Source organism: Janthinobacterium salmonicoloratum (assembly GCF_051380845.1).
Taxonomy (GTDB): Bacteria; Pseudomonadota; Gammaproteobacteria; order Burkholderiales; family Burkholderiaceae_D; genus Janthinobacterium; species Janthinobacterium lividum_F.
In genome coordinates this window covers 2,519,153-2,538,343 of the sequence record NZ_JBNYXV010000001.1, presented here as the reverse complement: position 1 = coordinate 2,538,343, position 19,191 = coordinate 2,519,153, and the positions used below count along the sequence as shown (strand labels likewise).

Genomic DNA, 19,191 nt, shown 5'->3' with positions numbered 1-19,191 from the left:
GCCCGGCCAGGCCACGACTGGCATTTTTACCACAATCCTTTGCAAATATGCCATGCGGAACAGCGAATCTGGTTATGATGTTAATCAGGATACCATTGATACAGAGCAAGTTTTGTGTGAAAAATCCACCCCAGAGTGTGAACGAGGACGCAGTGCCGATCTCCAGTCTCGATAAAGCCGATATTGACCGTCTGAATCAGCAAGCCCTGTCTTGCCTGGTCGGTAACCGCCGCCAGGCACGCCGGCTGGCGCAAATGGCGCTGGCGGCAGCGCAACGGCAACAGTATGCGCGCGGCGGCGCGTATGCGGAACTCAATCATTGCTGGCTGGCGTATTACGCGGGCGAGGCCGAGCCGTCGTGCGAGCGCCTGGGCGCGTATTTCCAGCACAGCGGCGACCTGGAAGGGGCCATGGAAGTGGCTGCCCTGCAAGGCGCGTATGCGAGCCGGCGCGGCGATTTTTCCGATGCCGAGCAGCATTTCCTGCAGGCGCGCAGCCAGGCCGCGCAGATACCCGACTCGCTGCACAAGTTCATGCTGTACGCGCGCCTGGGCGTCGATGCCCTGAACCGTGGCGATACCCAGGACGGCCCGCGCAATTTCCTGCTGGCGCTCGACATCGCAGAGCGTTTCGGCAGCCCTGCGCACCGGGTCAACAGCCTGTCGAACCTGGCGTCGTCGCAGCATGACCTGGGCAATGATGAAGACGCTATTCCGCTGCTGGTCGAGGCGCTCGAGATCATCGGCACGCAGAAGCTCAAATACCAGCAAACCATCGTCTCGGCCAACCTGGCCATGTGCCTGCTGGCCACGGGCAAGCCGGCCGAGGCGCTGGCGCTGGTGGAACCGTTTTATGAGTGGCCGGAAGAAGACCTGGCCGTGCGCGCCTTCTTGTTCTGCATCGCTGCCCACGCCGCCATCCTGCTGCAGCAGCCCGAGAGCGCCTTGCAACTGCTGTTGCGGGCCGAAGAGTACGCGCGCCGCGGCCAGGACCTGGAAGAGCAGATGCATGCGTGGCTGGTGCGCGGCAAGCTGGATCTGCACGCGGGCCAGACGGCGCAGGCTCTGGCATCCCTGACGCAGGCGCACAGCCTGCTGAGCTGGACGCGCAATCCGTTTCACCAGCAGCAGATTTTGCGCGGCTTGTCCGATATCAATGCCCAGTTGGGCGAATGGCAGGCCGCGTATGGTTTCCTGCAGCAATACCAGGCCGCGTACGAGGCCAGCAGCAAGTCGGCGCGCGCCTCGCGCAGCCTGATGCGCAACCTGGAAAAGGAAATGCACAGCCTGAAGGCCGAGCGCGACAAGGCGCTGGAGCTGCAGGCGGCGCGCGAATCGGAAAACGTCAAGCTCGAGCACCTGAACCGCGAACTGGCGCACCAGATATTGCATGTCAATTCCTTGCAGGACAGCCTGAAGGAGCAGGCCATGCGCGACCACCTGACGGGTCTGTACAACCGCCGCCATTTTGAAACCTGCCTCAATGCCATCCTGCACGCAGCCGACGCGGATGCGCCCGTGGCCATCGCCATCATCGACCTGGATTTCTTCAAGCGCGTCAACGACACCTACGGGCACAACTTTGGCGATGAAGTGCTGATCCAGTTTGCGCGCCTGGTGGAAAGCCAGCTGCGCGGTAGCGACATGGTGTGCCGTTATGGCGGCGAGGAATTCTGCCTGCTGTTGCGCGAAGCCGACAGCAGCATCGCGGCGCACAAGATCGACGATATCGCCGCGCGCTACCGCCAGCTGCTGATCCGGCAGGCGCCGCACAGCCTGTCCGGCTGCACCTTCTCGGCCGGCATCGCCGAATACCCGCGCCATGGCGCCGGCCGCCACGAATTGCTGATGCGCGCCGACAGTGCCCTGTACGCGGCCAAGCAGGCGGGCCGCGACCGCGCCTGCATCGCCGATGCTACTGGATAAAATGCAGCAGTTCACGCAGGGCGTGCGCTACGGCCTGCTCGCGCACGGCCTGGCGATCGCCCGCAAACACCAGCCGCTGCGTCTGGACGCGCCCGTCCATGGCCCAGCCGAAGCAGACAGTGCCGACGGGCTTGCCGGGCACGCCGCCCGTGGGGCCGGCGATGCCCGTGGTCGAGACGGCTATCTGGGCTTCGCCGTGGGCCAGGGCGCCTTGCGCCATCGCGGCGGCCACTTCCTCACTGACGGCGCCGTATGCGGCGATCAGCTCGGCGGGCACGCCCAGCATGCCGGTTTTCGCTCCGTTGGAATAGGTGACGAAGCCCCGTTCGAACCAGGCGCTCGAGCCTGAAATATCCGTGACGGCCTGTGCCACGCCGCCGCCCGTGCACGATTCAGCCGTGGCCAGCAGCAGGCCCTTCGCCTGCAAAGCCAGGCCGACCGCGGTGGAAAGGGGGACGAGTTCCTTGCTCATGGATGACTCCTGTATGCGGTGAAAATGATGGCAAGACTGTAGCATGGTCAACGGTAAAAGAAACTTTCCCCGGTAACAGCGAAAATGCGTACACTCTTTTATACATTTGCTACCACTTCGGGCCGGCAGGCGGGCTGCCGCTGCGCCACCCGGGTGTGCATCGCTCGAACCGGCAAGCGGCATGGTGCCGCGCCTTCGTATGCATTATCTTTACTCGGTTGTCATGCTGATTTTTAACTGGACCTGGTGGCGTCATCCTGGCCCCCTGCGCCGCCCCGTGCGCGGCGCAGGCCGCCGCTCTCTCCGCTGGGGCTGGCTATTGCTGCTCCTGGGCGTGCTGTGCGCCGATGCGCGGGCGCAGGTGCAGGTGCAGGTGCAGGGCGAGCTGGAACGCCAGGTCAAGGCCGCGTATCTGTACAAGTTTGCCGGCTATGTCGAATGGCCCGATGCCAGTTTTGCCCGGCCCGATTCTCCGCTGGTGATCGGCGTGGCGGGCGCCGATGCACTGGCCGAGCAGCTCGAACAGAGCGTGGCCGGGCATAGCGTCAACGGCCGCACCGTGCAGGTGAAAAAAGTGCGCCGCGGCGAAGCGCTGGCGGGGCTGCACGTGCTGTACCTGGGTGCGCTGGAGAAAACGGCGCTGCAGGAGATGCTGGCCGCCAGCCGTGGCCTGGCGTTGCTGACGGTGTCCGATTCGGATGAGGTCTACGCGATGGGCAGCATGATCAATTTTGTGATGGCCGAGGACAAGGTGCGCTTCGACGTCGCCCTGAAGCCTGTGGCGCAGGCGCATATCCGCATCAGTGCGCGCATGCTGCTGGCCGCCTATCGCGTGCAAACGGGGGGCGCCTAGATGATCAGACTGCGTTCCATCCGCCACAAACTGATGTCGGTGGTCTTGCTGACCACCCTGGTGGCGCTCGTCATTTCGCTGGGCACCATCGTCGTCTACGATTTGCGCGCCTACCACCGCAACCTGGTGGCCGACATCAGTACCCAGGCCGAGCTGCTGGGCCACATGAGCTCGGCCGCGCTGGCCTTCGACGACGAACGCCTGGCGCTGGAAAACCTCAACCTGATGCGCATCCGCCCGCGCGTGACGGCCGGCGCCCTGTACAAGGCCGATGGCAGCCTGTTCGCCAGCTACCGCGCAAATGAACGCGTAGGCGAGCTGCCGGCGAAGGTGGGCAAGGAAGGCGAAAGCATCCAGGGCAGCTCGGTGGAATTGTTCAAGCCCATCATCGACAATGGCGAACTGCTGGGCACTGTGTATCTGCGCGCCGATTATGAGCTGGCCGGCCGCACGGCCGATTACCTGGCCATCGCGCTGGGCGTGACGGTGCTGGCGCTGCTGGTGGCCTTGCTGCTGCTGCGCCGCCTCGATTTCGTCATCACGCAGCCCATCCTCGATATCGCCGACGTGGCGCGCGAAGTGATCGAGACGGGCGACTACTCGCGCCGCGCGCGCAAGCTCAGCGATGATGAAGTGGCGCAGCTGGTCGATTCCTTCAACAAGATGCTGGCCGAGATCGAGCTGCGCACGCAGGCGCTGGAGCGCTCGAACGGCGAGCTGGCGCGCGAGGGCGAGCGGCGCACCCAGGCGCAGCAGGAAGTCATGCGCCTGAACCAGGAGCTGGAAGTGCGCGTGCACGAGCGCACGATGCAGCTGGAAATGACGAATGGCGAACTGGCCATGGCGATGGAAGAGGCGCGCAGCGCCAACTATGCCAAGTCGGCTTTCCTGTCGTCGATGAGCCATGAATTGCGCACGCCGCTGAACGCCATCCTGGGCTTCGCGCAAATCCTCAGTTCCGACCGCCTGCCGTCGACCCTGGAGCAAAAGAAGGAGTTCGCCGGCCATATCCTGAAATCGGGGCGTCACCTGCTGACCTTGATCAATGAAATTCTCGACCTGGCCAAGGTGGAATCGGGCACGGTCAGCCTGTCGCTGGAACCGGTGGCCCTGGACGCCATCTTGCAGGAATGCCGCGACATGATCGCGCCGCTGGCCAGCCAGCGCGGCATCGGCATGGCCTTTCCCGACGCCTGTCCCCTGAACGTGCTGGCCGACCGCACGCGCCTCAAGCAGATTTTATTGAACCTGCTGTCGAATGCGCTCAAGTACAACCGCGAGCAGGGGCGGGTGGCCATCGATTGCAAGCCGCAGGCGGGAGGCCGGGTGCGCATCAGCGTGCGCGACACGGGCGTAGGCCTCACCGGCGAACAGGTGGCGCTGCTGTTCCAGCCCTTCAACCGGCTGGGGCAAGAGGGCGGCACGGAAGAGGGCAGCGGCATCGGTCTGGTGGTCACCAAGCGTTTGGTGGAGCTGATGGATGGCAGCATCGGCGTGACCAGCGCACCCGGCGAGGGCAGCACCTTCTGGATCGAGCTGCGCGTGGTCGATGCCTTGCCCGCGCCGACAGCCCTGGCCATGCCGCGGCCGGACCTGGCCGGGGCGCTGCTCGAGAACAGCGCCCCCGTGACCTTGCTGTACGTGGAAGACAATCCCGCCAACCTGACCCTGGTTGAGGAAATCGTGCGCTACTGCCCGCAATTGCAGCTGTTGACGGCAACGGATGGCCGCCTGGGCGTGGAAATGGCGCGCACGCATTTGCCGCAACTGATACTGATGGACATCAACCTGCCAAATGTGAATGGCACGGACGCGCTGAAACTGTTGCGCGCCGATCCGCGCACGGCGCACATCCCCGTCATCGCCCTGACGGCCAACGCCATGCCGGGCGACGTGGAGCGCAGCATGGCGCTGGGCTTTTACCGCTACCTGACCAAGCCGATCAACCTTGACGAATTTACCGAGGCGATCAACAGCACCCTGGCCTATGTGGCGCAGCAGCGCAGGCAGAAGGGAACAGGCGCGCCATGATCAGCCAGGCCGATATCTATGCGGCGAAAATTCTCATCGTCGACGACCAGGAAGTCAATTTGCGCCTGCTCGAGCATTTGCTGCAAAGCGGCGGTTACACGTCCCTCGCCAGCACCCTCGATGCGCGCGCCGTGGCCGGCCTGCACCAGCAGCAGCAGTTCGACCTGATCATCCTCGACCTGGTCATGCCCGGCATGAACGGCTATGCCGTGATGGATGCGCTGCGCCCGCTTGAGCTGGAAGGTTATTTGCCCGTGCTGGTGATCGCCGCCGACCCGGACGCCAAGCTGGCGGCGCTGGAAGCGGGCGCGCGTGACTTCATCAGCAAGCCCTTCGACGCGCTCGAGGTGCTCACGCGCATCCGCAACATGCTCGAAGTGCGGCTGCTGCACCGCGCCGCGCGCCACTACAACACGCTGCTCGAACGCACGGTGGGCCAGCGTACGGCCGAACTGCAGCGCTTTCGCGGCGCCGTGGACGCCACCACCGACGCCATCTTCCTCGTCGACCTACTGGGCATGACCCTGGTCGACGTCAACGACGGCGCTTGCCGCCTGCTCGGCTATACCCGCACCGAACTACTGGCGCTGGCGCCCGGCACCTTGCTGCCGTCGCCGCCGGCCCCGCCGCTGGCCGCACTGCCGGGCGGCCCGGCCCACCTGGCCACGGAAGTGACGGAATGCGAACTAGTGCGGCGCGACCTGAGCCTGGTGCCCGTGGAACTGGGCTGGCACTGGTATGCGCAGGCGCCCGTGGCGGGCGGGCAGGGTGCGGGCGGCTTGCTGCTGATCGCCGTGGCGCGCGACATCAGCGAGCGGCGCCAGGCGCAGGAGCGCTTGAAGCACCTGGCCCACTACGATGGCTTGACGGGGTTGCCGAACCGCAGCCTGTTCTACCAGACGCTGGCCCAGGCCGTCGACCTGGCGCAGGAAAAAAGCTGGCGCATCGTGGTGCTGTTCATCGCGCTGGACCGTTTTAAAAGCATCAACGACACCCTGGGCGCGGCGCTGGGCGACGAACTGCTGCGCCAGTTCAGCAACCGCCTGGTCGAATGCGTGCGCCTGCGCGACACGGTAGGACGCCTGGGCAACGACGAATTCGCGCTGATTCTCACCATGAGCCGCAACCAGCAGGAAGCCGTGGCGGTGGCCAACCAGGTGCGTGAAGCCTTGCGCGCGCCGTTCGACTTGCGCGGCCATGCGGCTACCCTGACGGCCAGCATCGGCATCGCCATGTATCCGGACGACGCGACCGACCCTGAAACGCTCATTAAGTACGCGAATACGGCCATGGGCGGCGCCAAGCAGGCGGGCCGCGACGGCTACCGCTTTTTCACGGCCGGCATGAACGTGCAGGTGCTCGCGCGCCTGGACCTGGAACTGGCGCTGCGCCATGCGCTCGAACAGGATCAGTTCATCCTGTACTACCAGCCGAAAGTGGATTTGCGCACGGGCCGCATCAGCGGCGTGGAAGCGCTGCTGCGCTGGCGCCGTCCCGGCTACGGCCTGGTGGCGCCGGCCGAATTCGTGCCGGTGCTGGAAGACACGGGCCTGATCGTGCGCGTGGGCGCCTGGGTGATCCAGGCCGCCTGCCGCCAGATCGCCGAGTGGCGCGACAGTGAAGTGGGACCCGTGCACGTGGCCGTGAATGTGTCGAGCCGCCAGTTTGCCGAAGGCGACCTGGAAGGCGAAGTGACGCGCGCGCTGGCGCAGCACGATGTGGCGCCCGAATTGCTGGAACTGGAACTGACGGAAACGGCGCTGATGTCGAACGCCGAGCGCACCATTGTCGTGCTGGGCAAACTGAAGAAAATCGGCGTGAAGGTGGCCATCGACGATTTCGGCACCGGTTACTCGAGCCTCGCCTACCTGCAGCGCTTCCCCATCGACAAGCTCAAAATCGACATCGCCTTCGTGCGCAACATCACCAGCAACCCGAACGACGCGGCCATCGCGCTGGCCATCGTCAGCATGGCGCACAGCCTGAAACTGAGCGTGGTGGCCGAGGGCGTGGAATCGCGCCCGCAGCTGGAATACCTGCGGCGCAACCGCTGCGATGAAATCCAGGGCTTTTATTTCAGCCGCGCCCTGCCGGCGCTGGAGCTGGGCCAGATGATCGTCGCCGGCGCCGGCCTGCCGCCCGGCCACGACCCGGCCGCCCAGCCGGCGCAGACCCTGCTCATCGTCGACGACGACGTCAACGTGCTGTCGTCCTTGCACCGCCTGTTCCGTCCCGAGGGCTATCAGATTCTCACGGCCAGCACGCCGGCCGAAGGGTTTGAAATGCTGGCCCTGCACCGGGTGCACGTCATCGTCTGCGACCAGCGCATGCCCAGCATGAGCGGCACGGAGTTCCTCAGCAAGGTGAAGGAGCTGTACCCGGAAACCATCCGCATCATCCTGTCCGGCTACACGGGGCTGGAAGCCGTGCTCGACTCGATCAACCGGGGCGCCATCTACCGTTTTTATACGAAACCGTGGGATGACACCCAGCTGCGCGACAACATCCGCCTGGCCTTCCAGCACTACTGGATGGTGAACCAGCCGGGACTGGCGCGCTTGGCGGTGCGCTGATTCTGCTGATTCCTTATTTTTATTCGCTGAAGTGGTCGAAAGAACTCAAGGCCAAATCCAGCGGCTGCCCGGCCGCATCCACCAGCCGCAAGCCTGATTGCGCCTCGATGCTGCCCACGCGCGTGACGGGCGTGCCGCAGCTTGCCGCCAGGGCGGCGATGGCGTCACGCGACGAGGCGGGCGCCGTGAAGCACAGTTCATAGTCGTCGCCGCCGGCGGCCGTGTAGCGGCGGCGCAGGGGCGTGTCTTGCCTCGCCAGCACGGGGCCGGCAGGCAGGGCGTCGACGTCGAGGGTGGCGCCCACCCGCGATGCTTTTAATATGTGGCCGAGGTCTCCCACCAGGCCATCCGAAATGTCGATGGCTGCATGCGCGAGGCCCGCTTCGGCCAGGGCGCAGCCCAGCGCCACGCGTGGCGTGGGCGTGTGCATGCGCGCGGCGGCCATCAGCAGGTCGGCTGGCGCCAGCTCCTGTTCCATGCGGTAGCCGGCCAGCGCCAGGCGCGCGTCGCCCACGCTGCCGCTGACCCAGATATCATCGCCCGCCACGGCCGCGCTGCGGCGCAGGGCCTGGCCCGGCGCCAGTTCGCCAAACACGGTGATGCAGATATTCAAGGGGCCCTTGGTGGTGTCGCCGCCGATCAATTCGCAGCCAAATTCATCGGCCAGCGCAAACAGGCCTTCGGCAAAGCCCGCCAGCCAGCTGCGCTCCGCCTGCGGCAGCGCCAGGGCCAGGGTAAATGCCACGGGGCGCGCGCCCATGGCGGCCAGGTCGGACAGGTTCACGGCCAGGCTTTTGTGGCCCAGCATGCGGGCGTCGGCGCCGGCGAAGAAGTGCCGGTCCTCGACCAGCATGTCCGAGGAGATGGCGATCTGCTTGCCGGCGCCGGGCGTGAGCAGCGCGCAATCGTCGCCGATGCCCAGGGTGGCGCGGCCGGGGCGCTGGCGCACGAAATATTGTTTGATCAGGTCGAATTCGGAAAGCGCGTCGTGTGGGGCCATGGCGTGGTCTGTTCGTTGAATGATGGTGTGGCCCGGCTATTATAGGCTGGCCTACAATACAGGCCTTTGCCACTGCCGAGCCGCTTGCCATGCCCATCCTCGATATTCACGTCCTGTTGCAATCCTGGTTGGACCATGGCTGGCTGCGCGACCCGCAAGCCGTTGGCCTGACCACTTTCGAGGCGCAGGAGCTGGTGGCGCACGGCTTCGACGCCGTCAGCGACGTCGACCAGCTGTGCCTGCACGAGGACGAACGCCTGTTCCGCCGCGCCGGCCGGCCCGTGCATGTATTGTTCAAGGCGTATCTGCAGCGCGGCCAGCTGGTCGCGAATGGCCTGGGCCTCGGTGATCAGGTGCACCTGGCCGGCTTCCTGCGCGCGGCGCGGCAGCCTTTACCGGCGTTTCGCGTGCTGCTCGAGCAGGGGGGCCGTAGCGGTGCCCTGCTGTTCGACAATGGCCTGGTGCTGCAGTTTTCCGCCAACTTGTGGGGCAAGCCCCGTCATTACTATCTGACCCTCGTCGAGGGGCACGTGGCCGACGCCCATGTTCCAGACCGCCGCGACAGTGATATCGACTTGCGCGCGGCCAGCGTGGGCCATGTCCAGGCCCTGTACGACAGCCGTGACACTGCCGAACTGCAGCGCCTGGCCCGGCGCGGCAATGCGGCGCTGCGCGAGCTGGCGCACCTGCTTTCCTAACCTTTCTTCGCCTGCGCCATGCCCTGCAACAGCTTGGCCAGCAACTGGTCGAGCTGGCGCTGCTCGTCCGCGCTAAGCGCCGACAGCATCGCGCGCTCGTTTTCCACGTGCAGCAGCACCAGCTGTTCAATCAGTTCCAATCCCCTTTGTGTCAGTGCCACCAGCACGCCGCGCCGGTCCGTCGGATGCTTCTGGCGTTCGATCAGTCCGGCCGCTTCCAGCCGGTCGATGCGGTTGGTCATGCCGCCCGAGGACAGCATGGCCGCCTCATACAGGGCCGTCGGTGTCAGACTGTAGGGTGCGCCCGAGCGGCGCAGGGTGGCCAGCACGTCGAATTCGCCCGGTTGCAAGCCGTGTTCGGCAAATAGCGGGTTGAGCCAGTCGCGCGCCATCAGCTGCGCCACCGTGCCCAGCTGGCCCACCAGCTGCATGGCACGGGTATCCATCTGCGGCAGTTCGCGCTGCCATTGTGCGGCGGCAAATTGCGCGCGCGTGTGTTCTTGCGGGGTATCTGTCATGGGGCATCCATTTATCTCGACCTCAAGATAGATTTCTATCTTTATGTTAAGATACTTTTCGTCGAGTCATATTTGATGACGCATTAAACCATGTGCCTCCCAGCGAGGCAAGGACTATCCCATGCCTTCCGCACGACCTGCCGCTACCTCTTCTTCTTCCGCTTCCTCGGCCCTGCTGGTGGCCGCCATCATCCTGCTGGGTCTGAACCTGCGCCCCATCCTGGCGGCCATCGGCCCCTTGCTTGACAGCATCCAGGTCAGTACGGGCATCAGCAATGCCGACGCGGGCTTGCTGACCACCGTGCCCGTGTTCGCCATGGGCGTGTGCGCGCTGGCGGGTGCGCAGCTGCAGCGCCGCCTGGGCGTGGCGCGCGGCATTTCGCTGGGCATCGCCATCATCGCTGCCGCCTGCGCGCTGCGCTGGCCCTTGCATGGCAGCGGCGGCCTGATCGCCACGGCGGCCCTGGGCGGCCTGGGCATTGCACTGGTGCAGGCGCTGCTGCCGGCCTTCATCAAGCGCCATTTCCCCGTGCGGGCGGGCCAGTTGATGGGGTTTTATACGACGGGCATCATGGGCGGCGCGGCCATTGCCGCCGCCTCCGCTTCCCCATTGGCGCAAAGCTGGGGCTGGCAAGCGTTGCTGGCCCTGTGGGCGCTGCCTGCCGTGGCCGCCGCGCTGCTGTGGCGCCGCGCAGCCGCTTCGCGCGTGGAGGTGGCCAGCGGCGCGGGCGCCAGCCTGCCCGTGGGCAGCGGTCGCGCCTGGCTGCTGATGGTGTTCTTTGGCATCGGCACGGGCGCCTATACGCTGGTGCTGGCCTGGCTGCCGCCGTTTTATACGGAGCTGGGCTGGAGCGCGGCCGACAGCGGCTTGCTGCTCGGTGGCCTGACCCTGGTGGAAGTGCTGGCGGGACTGGTGATTTCCAGCATCATCCACCGCTTTCCCGACCGCCGCATCCTGTTGCTGGCCGTCTTGCTATCGGTACTGGCCGGCTTGGCTTGCCTGATCGTGGCACCCGCGCAACTGGCGCTGCCGGCCGTGATCCTGCTGGGCTGCGGCATCGGGTCCCTGTTTCCCCTGTCGCTGATCGTCAGCATGGACCACGTGCGTGACCCGGCCGGCGCCGGTGCGCTGCTGGGCTTTGTGCAGGGCGGCGGTTACATCATCGCCAGCAGCATGCCGTTTATTGCCGGTCTGATCCGCCAGCACTCGTCCAGCCTGGCCCAGGCGTGGATGGTGATGGCCGGTGGCGTGGTGGTGCTATTGCTGATCGCTGTGCGCTTCGCGCCGGGGGCGCGGCTGGTCCTGCCGTGCGCCGGCCGCGTATCCTGAGCTGCTATATTGCGCCAACTCGTCAAATCAGGAGCCAGCCACGTATGGACATCGTCGACCACTATCTCGCAGGTGTACTCAAGGCATTGCCGCCGGAGCCGTTGGCGGAGCTGGCGCTGGCCAGCGGCGCCAGCGCGGCGCAACTGGCCAGCCTGCGCCTAACGTATCCGCTGTGCCCTGACAGCTTGCTGCGCTTGCTGGGCAAGTACAACGGCACTTACTACCAGGAGTATGCCGGCGGCACGGTGCTGGTGTACATGCTGGGCTCGGACGTATTCGAGTATCCGTATTATCTGAGTTCCGTCGAGCAGATACTGGAGGACAGGCAAGCGAACCAGCGCAGCATCGCCGATATCTATGGCCATTACCTGGAAGACGACCCCGGCATCGTCGACGTGCGCATCGACGCCGGCATCAAGCAGGGCCAGCGCCTGTGTTTTTCGCATTGCATGAACAATGGCGGCTCCTCGCGGCTGTATATCGATTTCACGCCCACGGCGTCGGGCACGGTGGGACAGGTCGTGCGTTTCCTGCATGACCCAGACAACTATCAGGTCATCGCCGACAGCTTCGATGCCTATCTGCAAATGCTGATCGATAACGACTATGCATTCCTGGTCGATGAAAATTTTGAATAGCCCAGCCACGCCACCCTCCCTGCTGCCCGCCAACCGCCGCATCGTGCTGTCCGGCGAGGATGCGCTGCGCATCCTGCGCGAAATCGAATTCCTGCTGCAGTCGCTGCATCACATCGGCCGCCATTATTATCCCGACGGTGACGATGACGGCGCCGATGCCCAGCGCCGCGCGCAGTATTGCGCGGAGACGACGCGCTTCATCGACGCGCAGCAAGCCACGACCCGCTTGGCGCTGATGCGCAGCATCCTGTCCGCGCCGTTCGACACGACCATGGGTGCGGACGAGATGGACGATATCGAGCGCGCCGTCGAGGCGCTGCCGCTGTGGCGTGCTCCCGGTGACTCATCACAAAAACTAATTGAAATCTAAAATTTGATAGTTTTTCCTGTTCGGAGCGTTTGTGCCGCCGGACGGCCTTACAATGCTAGGTTATGCGTTTTCGTGATATCAGACTGTGGCTAGCGGAAAATACCTAGCTAATTGAAAGAATCGGTCTGATAAAATCCGGAACACCCGATCGACCAAACAGGAAGGCAGCACAGCATGGATTCGTCATCTGATAAAAAAGAAGAATTGCGTCAACAATTGCGCTTGGCCGCACTCGAGTATCACGAGTGCCCGCGCCCCGGCAAAATCAGCGTGACGCCGACCAAACAACTGACCAACCAGCGCGACCTGGCACTGGCCTACTCGCCAGGCGTGGCCGCTCCCTGCGAAGAAATCGTCATCGATCCTGCGAATGCCTATAAATATACGGCGCGCGGCAACCTGGTGGCCGTCATCACCAACGGCACGGCCGTGCTGGGACTGGGCAATATCGGCCCGCTGGCCGCCAAGCCGGTGATGGAAGGCAAGGGCGTGCTGTTCAAGAAGTTCGCCGGCATCGACGTCTTCGACATCGAAATCAACGAGATGGACCCGGATAAACTGGTCGACATCATCGCTTCGCTGGAACCGACCTTCGGGGGCGTGAACCTGGAAGACATCAAGGCGCCCGAGTGCTTCTACATCGAGCGCCAGCTGCGTGACCGCATGAAGATTCCCGTCTTCCATGACGACCAGCACGGCACCGCCATCATCGTCGGCGCGGCCATCCTGAACGGCCTGAAAGCCGTCGGCAAGAAAATCGAGGACTGCAAACTGGTCGTCTCGGGCGCCGGCGCCGCGGCGCTGGCTTGCCTGGATCTGATCGTCGACCTGGGCTTCCCGTTGAAAAACATCTACGTCACCGACCTGGCCGGCGTCGTCTACAAGGGCCGCACGGAACTGATGGACCCGGACAAGGAACGCTTCGCGCAAGATACGCCGCTGCGCACCCTGGCCGAGATCATCCCGGACGCCGACATTTTCCTCGGCGTCTCCGCCGGCGGCGTGCTGAAGCAAGACATGGTGCGCAAGATGGCGCCGAACCCGCTGATCCTGGCGCTGGCCAACCCGAATCCGGAAATCCTGCCGGAAGAAGTCAAGGCTGTGCGCAGCGACGCCATCATCGCCACTGGCCGTTCGGACTATCCGAACCAGGTCAACAACGTGCTGTGCTTCCCGTACATCTTCCGCGGCGCCCTCGATTGCGGCGCGACGACGATCACGCGCGAAATGGAAATCGCCGTCGTGCACGCGATCGCCGACCTGGCGCATGCCGAGCAGTCCGACATCGTCGCCACCACTTACGGCATCAGCAACCTGTCGTTCGGTCCTGAATACCTGATCCCGATGCCGTTCGATCCCCGTTTGCTGATCAAGATCGCCCCGGCCGTGGCCAAGGCGGCCGAGGAATCGGGCGTCGCCACGCGTCCTATCAAGGATCTGCAAGCGTACGCGGACAGCCTGCAGCAATTCGTCTACCGCAGCGGCACCTTCATGAAGCCGCTGTTCCTGATGGCGAAATCCACGCCGGCCGAGCTCAAACGCATCGTCTACGCTGAAGGCGAAGAAGAGCGCGTGCTGCGCGCCGTGCAAGTGGTGGTCGATGAAAAACTGGCGCGTCCTATCCTGGTCGGCCGTCCACCCGTGCTCGAAGCGCGCATCCAGAAATTCGGCCTGCGCCTCAAGCAAGGCGTCGACTTCGACGTCATCAACCCGGACTTCGACGAGCGCTATCGCGAATACTGGAACACGTATTACGCCATGACCAGCCGCAAGGGCGTTACCGAGGAATACGCGAAGCTGGAAATGCGCCGCCGCCACACCCTGATCGGTTCGATGATGATCCACAAGGGCGACGCCGACGGCATGATTTGCGGCACCTTCGGCACCACCCAGCTGCACCTGAAATACATCGACCAGGTGCTGGGCAAGCGCGCCGGCAGCAATGTCTACGCCGCCATGAACGTCTTGATCATGCCGGAACGCCAACTGGTGATGGTCGACACGCACGTCAATGAAAACCCGGACGCCGAACAATTGGCCGAGATCACCATCATGGCCGCCGAAGAGATGACCCGTTTCGGCCTGTCGCCGCGCGCGGCCTTGCTGTCGCACTCGAACTTCGGTTCCAGCGACAGCGCCTCGGCGCAAAAGATGCGCGCCGCGCTGGCCATCATCAAGGAACGCGCGCCTGACCTGGAAATCGACGGCGAAATGCACGGCGATACGGCCCTCGACAGCAAGCTGCGTCAAAAACTCATGCCAAACTCGGCACTGAAGAACGACGCCAACCTGCTCGTTATGCCGAACATCGAGTCGGCCAACATCGCCTACAACCTGGTGAAGACGGCGGCCGGCAATGGCATCGCCGTGGGCCCGATCCTGCTCGGCTGCGCCAAGCCCGTGCACATCCTGACGCCATCGGCCACCGTGCGCCGCATCGTCAACATGACTGCCCTGTGCGTGGTCGACGCCGTCGCCCAGCGTAAAGTCTAAGCGTTAGCTGCTCATGGAAAGCCACCTCATCCGCAAGGAGAGGTGGCTTTTTTACATTGGCGCCACGGGCAGGGCCGTGGCCGGATGGCGGCGCAGGAAATAGTGGCGGTACAACATGATTTCGCCCCACACCAGCAGCAGCGCTACCAGCGCGAACAGGCCCAGCGTAATCTTGAGCGAGTTGAAATAGGCGCTGGCCTGCTGTTTGATGGCGTCGATGAAAATCATCGGCACTGACTTGTCGAGTTTGCTGAAGTCGGCCTGGCGCGCCACATCGGTGGTCAGGCGCACGGCCAGATCGGTGCCCAGCGTGGCCAGTTCGCCGGTCGCCTGGCCACGGAAGTTGGCGCCCTTGAGCGCTTCACCGAGCAGGCCGACCCTGGCGATCAGCTGTTCCTGCAGCACTTGCGTCAGCAGCACGCTGCCGCGGCGCAGAATGAATTCATTGATCCAGCGCGCCTTGCTGCGTTCCCAGTAACTGCTGGATGTGGGTCGGTAATACAGGCCTTGCACGAATGGTTCGATCAGGCTGCGCATGCTGATGGGCTGGCCCGGGGCGATCAGCTTGACCTGTTGTTCCAGGTAGACGCGCAGCGCCGGCATCTGTGCTTCGAACACCGGTTGCAGGTCGCGCTCAAGGGCCTGGCTGACCACGCGGTGCACGCTGTGTACGGCGCCAAACCCGCCAGCGAGGAGCGGCAGCGCGACCAGTATCAACACATAGCTGAGTTTGGAGGCCACATGCCAGGCGGGCGGACGGCGCACCAGCAGGCATTTTCTGGCCAGCTGATAGCAGATGCCGACCGCCAGCACAAAGCCGATCACGCCATACAGCAGCATCCACGGCAGGACGGTCCACAGCAGATCGCTGCCGAACGGCGCCAGGGTGCTACCCCAATTGAATAGTTGTTGCTCCATGTACATTGCCTTGAAGTAAGTAATCAGGCAATTATAGCTATTTAACAAACAGACATGGCGCGCTTGATCTCAATGTGCCATCAGTACGGGCGCGACAGGTCGGCGTGGACGAGGATGGATTTGTAAGCCATATTGTCACTCGGTAGTCAGAATGGAAACAATGCTAGAACTGCAACACTGGCAAGTCCAGCATTGCCGTGCCTGGCGGCGATTTTCTTATGGAGGACTTGATATGGGTCAAAAAGAGACACGCCATGGTCATTTGCAATGCCATTTCCTGAAAATGCCGATCTACTTGATATGCATCAATATGTTCGGGGTACAGCCAGCGATAATGGTCTTGAACTCCTTGCCCTTCCAGTGGTCTGCATCGGCGCCGGCGCCATTTGTCCGGTACTTGCTTGTGTGACGCAACAACGCTGGCCGTGGCGGGAGTTCACTTAATTGTAGGGCTGCAAATCCAGCCAGACGGCATACGACAAGCGCTTGCCGTTCCACAGGCCGCCTCCGCGGATGACGGCGTCGCACGAGGTCAGCTGGCCTACCAAGTCCATGCGGCCCAGGTTGCGGCGCAGGCGCAGGGCGTCGTTGTGCGACAGGTAGCCGACCAGTTGGCCATCAATGAAGACGGCGATGGCCTTGTCCTGGAACGGGTTGGCGTCGTCGCAGATGAGCAGGGCCAGGCATTTTTCTTCCGCGTTACCGGGACCGTGCTCGCCGGCCAGTTTGGCGATGGCGGGCTGGTACATCGATTCGTTTTCCACTTCCGACGCAAAGCGCCCCTCATCGCTCCAGTGATGCGCGGGTGCGCCGGGAGGGATCGCCGGCACGTACTGACGCACCGAGACGAGCGGCTTGTGCAGCGGTTTCACGGGCGTGCGGCCGCTGAAGACGTAATACAGCAGGGCGATGACGATCACGATGGCAAGCAGGTAAAGCATGGTATCTCTCTGATTTCTGAAGGGGGAGCCGGGGGGGGGGGCGCAGGCGCGCTGCGCGGCGTTGCCGCTACTATAGCAAGTTCGCTGCCTGGTCCCGAGTAAATCTGCCCATCAGATGGCGGCGCCGGCGCAGTGCGCGCGGGTCGATCAGCACGATGGGCGAGGCGCCCGTCAAGCCCGAATAATACTGGCCGTGCCGGCGCAGGATGAAGGCGTAGTCGCGCAGCGCGTGGCCGTGCGCCAGCATGCGCGCGTCGCAATCGACTTCGATGGCAAAGCGCAGCCGGTGCACCTGCCACCACAGGGGCAGGTTCCACGGCATGAGCACGATCAATGCGTAGGCCAGGGCCAGCAGCTGCGGGTCGCGCGCTGCCAGCCGGCATTGTGCGTGCGCCAGCAGCAGCGCCTGCTGCCGGGGGGGAATCAGCGAAAGCCAGACGGGCATCACGATGCGGGGCCGCAGCAGCCCCGCCACGCAGGGGCCGATGCCGCCGCTGAGGAAGACGGGCGTGCCCAGTAACGCTGTTTTCTGCCAGCGGAGCTGGTGCGACAACAGCCAGACGCTGCGCAGCGCCAACAGCAGCAGCATGCCTGCCGACAAGACAAACCAGCCCAGTTTCAGCTGCGCCTGTTCCGGCGGCATGGCCGCCAGCACGCCGGGCAGCCATGCCAGGGGGACGATGACGGACGTGGCGATGACCGCCAGCCACAGCCAGCACGTCGTGCGCCCGCGCCGCTGCAGCATGCGTTCAGCGCGCCAGGCGGCAGCGCTCAACAGCAGCGCCAGCGCCAGGGTGGATAGCAGCCAGGCCGGCATCGGGCGCCTAGCGTTTCAGCGCCATGCCGACCGAGGCGGGCGCCGTGTGCTTGAAACCGAATTGCGCATACAGGTCTTGCGCCTGGCCATCGGCGATCAGGCTGACATACGCGCTTTGCGGCACGTTGCTATCGATGAACTGGCGGATTTCGCGCATGATCAGCTTGCCCAGGCCCTTGCCCTGGTGGGCCGGCAGCACGGCGATATCGACTACCTGGAAGAAGCAACCGCCATCACCGATGATACGACCCATGCCCACCACCTCGTCGCCATGCAGGATTTGCACGGCAAACAGGGAGTTGGGCAAGCCCTTGGCTGCCGCCTCCGTGGTTTTCGCGCTCAGGCCGGCGGCTACGCGCAGGTGCTGGTAGGTGGCGATGGCAGGAATGGCCAGGCGGGTGGCGTAGGGCGATGTTGCGGTCAAGGTGGTCCCCTGTAGAAATAGTTTGGAGAGGCAATTATAGGCGGCGATGGATTTCCGTGGCGGCATGCTTTTTTCGCCGCGCGCTATGTCGTCCAGGCGGCTTTTGCGCTATGGTGGCGGCATCCCTCTATTTGTCGAAAGCACGCCATGTCCGCAGGATTTACCGCCACCGAGTTGTCCGTTATCAATGAAGACGACGCCCTGATCACCACCCTGGCCGCGCCAGCCGGCAAAGGCGAGCCCGTCTACCTGATGCTGCAGCGCGCCGACGAATATGACGAGCAGGACGTGGCCATGGGCATGGACGAACCCTACATCGAATATGGCGGCCAGGAATTTGCGTGGTACGGCCACATGCATGCCGTGATCCTGCATCCGAACCGCCTGTCCGTGCAGATGGATGCCGAGGCGGCCATGCAGATGGATGACGACGGCCAAATCGATGTGCGTTTTAATTTGACGCCCGAGCGCTACGCCCAGCTGCAACAGGCGCTGCGCACCACGTTCGAAGGCTGCGATTACTATCGCGAGGAACGTTGATCTGGGCGAACGGCACCGGTCATGCTGTCGTATATGCTTAATGGCGGGTATTGACTGAGGGAGAGGACGATGATTGTGCTGATACTCGGTTTGCTGCTGTTCCTGGGCTTGCACTCGGTGCGTATCGTCGCCGATGGCTGGCGCAGCGCCCAGTTGGCGCGCCTCGGCGAAAAGCGCTGGAAGGGGCTGTATTCTCTCGTGGCGTTTGCCGGGCTGGGCCTGATCATCTGGGGCTACGGTCTGGCGCGCCAGCAGCCGCAGGTGCTGTGGGCGCCGCCCATGGGCTTGCGTCACGCCAGCGGCCTGCTGATGCTGTTGTCGCTGATTTTACTGGCGGCGGCCAATGTGCCGCGCAACCGCATCAAGACCCTGGTGCACCACCCCATGTTGCTGGGCACGCAACTCTGGGCTATCGCGCATCTGCTGGCCAACGGCAACGTAGCCGACGTGCTGCTGTTCGGCGGCTTTCTCGTTTGGTCGTCAGTGGATCTGTATTCCGCCGTGCAGCGCGACCGCGCGGCCGGGGTGGCATACCCGGGCGGCACCATGACAGGCACCTTGATCGCCATAGTCGCGGGCTGTGCGCTGTGGCTGCTGCTGGCGTTCTGGCTGCACGGCGTGCTGTTTGGCGTACGGCCGTTTGGATAGGA

Annotated in this window: 18 protein-coding genes; 11 read left to right on the top strand and 7 right to left on the bottom strand. The window is 64.0% G+C overall.

All coding sequences use genetic code 11. The features are described from left to right. Window positions 1-152 precede the first annotated feature (152 nt). Entirely contained in the window at window positions 153-1,925 is a 1,773-nt protein-coding gene (locus ACQ4WY_RS11725; RefSeq protein ID WP_436504131.1) for a GGDEF domain-containing protein, read from the top strand. Here ACQ4WY_RS11725 and ACQ4WY_RS11720 read toward each other — a convergent pair. Beyond that, window positions 1,915-2,397 carry a CinA family protein gene (locus tag ACQ4WY_RS11720; protein WP_436504130.1) on the bottom strand — a complete coding sequence of 161 codons (483 nt, stop codon included), beginning with the start codon at window positions 2,395-2,397 and terminating at the stop codon, window positions 1,915-1,917. The genes ACQ4WY_RS11725 and ACQ4WY_RS11720 overlap by 11 nt on opposite strands. Window positions 2,398-2,620: 223 nt before the next feature. Between ACQ4WY_RS11720 and ACQ4WY_RS11715 the strand changes: the two genes are divergently transcribed. Genes ACQ4WY_RS11715 through ACQ4WY_RS11705 form a run of 3 tightly spaced genes read left to right on the top strand, consistent with a single transcriptional unit; the run spans window position 2,621 to window position 7,854 of the window. Next, window positions 2,621-3,250, top strand: coding sequence for a TOL_0243 family YfiR-like periplasmic protein (locus ACQ4WY_RS11715; RefSeq protein ID WP_436504129.1), 630 nt, complete (start codon window positions 2,621-2,623; stop codon window positions 3,248-3,250). Then, window positions 3,251-5,281 (top strand): sensor histidine kinase, YfiR-like protein-associated, encoded by a 2,031-nt coding sequence (locus ACQ4WY_RS11710; RefSeq protein WP_436504128.1) that lies wholly within the window; start codon window positions 3,251-3,253, stop codon window positions 5,279-5,281. Next, the gene (locus ACQ4WY_RS11705; protein ID WP_436504127.1) at window positions 5,278-7,854 is read left to right on the top strand and encodes an EAL domain-containing protein; all 2,577 of its coding nucleotides are present in this window, start codon (window positions 5,278-5,280) and stop codon (window positions 7,852-7,854) included. Before ACQ4WY_RS11710 ends, ACQ4WY_RS11705 begins: the two co-directional genes overlap by 4 nt. Before the next feature lie 19 nt (window positions 7,855-7,873). On the opposite strand, the gene thiL is transcribed toward ACQ4WY_RS11705, so the two are convergent. Further along, complete coding sequence (gene thiL / locus ACQ4WY_RS11700) at window positions 7,874-8,854, bottom strand: thiamine-phosphate kinase (RefSeq protein ID WP_436504126.1); 981 nt, start codon at window positions 8,852-8,854, stop codon at window positions 7,874-7,876. 89 nt (window positions 8,855-8,943) lie between these two features. On the opposite strand from thiL, the gene ACQ4WY_RS11695 reads away from it, so the two are divergent. After that, on the top strand, window positions 8,944-9,552 hold the full coding sequence (locus ACQ4WY_RS11695; RefSeq protein ID WP_436504125.1) for a hypothetical protein: 609 nt from the start codon (window positions 8,944-8,946) through the stop codon (window positions 9,550-9,552). Here the strand turns inward: ACQ4WY_RS11695 and ACQ4WY_RS11690 are convergent. After that, window positions 9,549-10,070 (bottom strand): MarR family winged helix-turn-helix transcriptional regulator, encoded by a 522-nt coding sequence (locus tag ACQ4WY_RS11690; protein ID WP_436504124.1) that lies wholly within the window; start codon window positions 10,068-10,070, stop codon window positions 9,549-9,551. The genes ACQ4WY_RS11695 and ACQ4WY_RS11690 overlap by 4 nt on opposite strands. Window positions 10,071-10,191: 121 nt before the next feature. Here ACQ4WY_RS11690 and ACQ4WY_RS11685 point away from each other — a divergent pair, with 121 nt between their 5' ends. The 4 genes from ACQ4WY_RS11685 (at window position 10,192) to ACQ4WY_RS11670 (ending at window position 14,901) form a co-directional block, all read left to right on the top strand. Next, complete coding sequence (locus ACQ4WY_RS11685; RefSeq protein WP_436504123.1) at window positions 10,192-11,400, top strand: MFS transporter; 1,209 nt, start codon at window positions 10,192-10,194, stop codon at window positions 11,398-11,400. 44 nt (window positions 11,401-11,444) lie between these two features. Next, window positions 11,445-12,038, top strand: a complete 594-nt coding sequence (locus tag ACQ4WY_RS11680; RefSeq protein WP_436504122.1) for an SMI1/KNR4 family protein — start codon at window positions 11,445-11,447, stop codon at window positions 12,036-12,038. Continuing rightward, on the top strand, window positions 12,031-12,408 hold the full coding sequence (locus tag ACQ4WY_RS11675; RefSeq protein ID WP_436504121.1) for a hypothetical protein: 378 nt from the start codon (window positions 12,031-12,033) through the stop codon (window positions 12,406-12,408). The genes ACQ4WY_RS11680 and ACQ4WY_RS11675 overlap by 8 nt, the downstream gene beginning before the upstream one ends. 174 nt (window positions 12,409-12,582) lie before the next feature. Next, window positions 12,583-14,901: an NADP-dependent malic enzyme gene (locus tag ACQ4WY_RS11670; protein ID WP_436504120.1), complete on the top strand. Its 2,319-nt coding sequence runs from the start codon at window positions 12,583-12,585 to the stop codon at window positions 14,899-14,901. A gap of 51 nt (window positions 14,902-14,952) precedes the next feature. Here the strand turns inward: ACQ4WY_RS11670 and ACQ4WY_RS11665 are convergent, their stop codons facing one another. The 4 genes from ACQ4WY_RS11665 to ACQ4WY_RS11650 form a co-directional block, all read right to left on the bottom strand. Next, on the bottom strand, window positions 14,953-15,819 hold the full coding sequence (locus ACQ4WY_RS11665; RefSeq protein ID WP_436504119.1) for a hypothetical protein: 867 nt from the start codon (window positions 15,817-15,819) through the stop codon (window positions 14,953-14,955). Between the two features lie 440 nt (window positions 15,820-16,259). Next, on the bottom strand, window positions 16,260-16,760 hold the full coding sequence (locus ACQ4WY_RS11660; protein ID WP_353659869.1) for a hypothetical protein: 501 nt from the start codon (window positions 16,758-16,760) through the stop codon (window positions 16,260-16,262). A 70-nt stretch (window positions 16,761-16,830) separates the two neighbouring features. Then, window positions 16,831-17,577: a M56 family metallopeptidase gene (locus tag ACQ4WY_RS11655; RefSeq protein WP_436504118.1), complete on the bottom strand. Its 747-nt coding sequence runs from the start codon at window positions 17,575-17,577 to the stop codon at window positions 16,831-16,833. Between the two features lie 7 nt (window positions 17,578-17,584). Next, window positions 17,585-18,001, bottom strand: coding sequence for a GNAT family N-acetyltransferase (locus ACQ4WY_RS11650; protein ID WP_436504117.1), 417 nt, complete (start codon window positions 17,999-18,001; stop codon window positions 17,585-17,587). Between the two features lie 147 nt (window positions 18,002-18,148). On the opposite strand from ACQ4WY_RS11650, the gene ACQ4WY_RS11645 reads away from it, so the two are divergent. Further along, window positions 18,149-18,541 (top strand): Imm10 family immunity protein, encoded by a 393-nt coding sequence (locus ACQ4WY_RS11645; protein WP_077408640.1) that lies wholly within the window; start codon window positions 18,149-18,151, stop codon window positions 18,539-18,541. A gap of 69 nt (window positions 18,542-18,610) precedes the next feature. After that, window positions 18,611-19,189: an NnrU family protein gene (locus ACQ4WY_RS11640; RefSeq protein WP_436504116.1), complete on the top strand. Its 579-nt coding sequence runs from the start codon at window positions 18,611-18,613 to the stop codon at window positions 19,187-19,189. Window positions 19,190-19,191 lie beyond the last annotated feature (2 nt).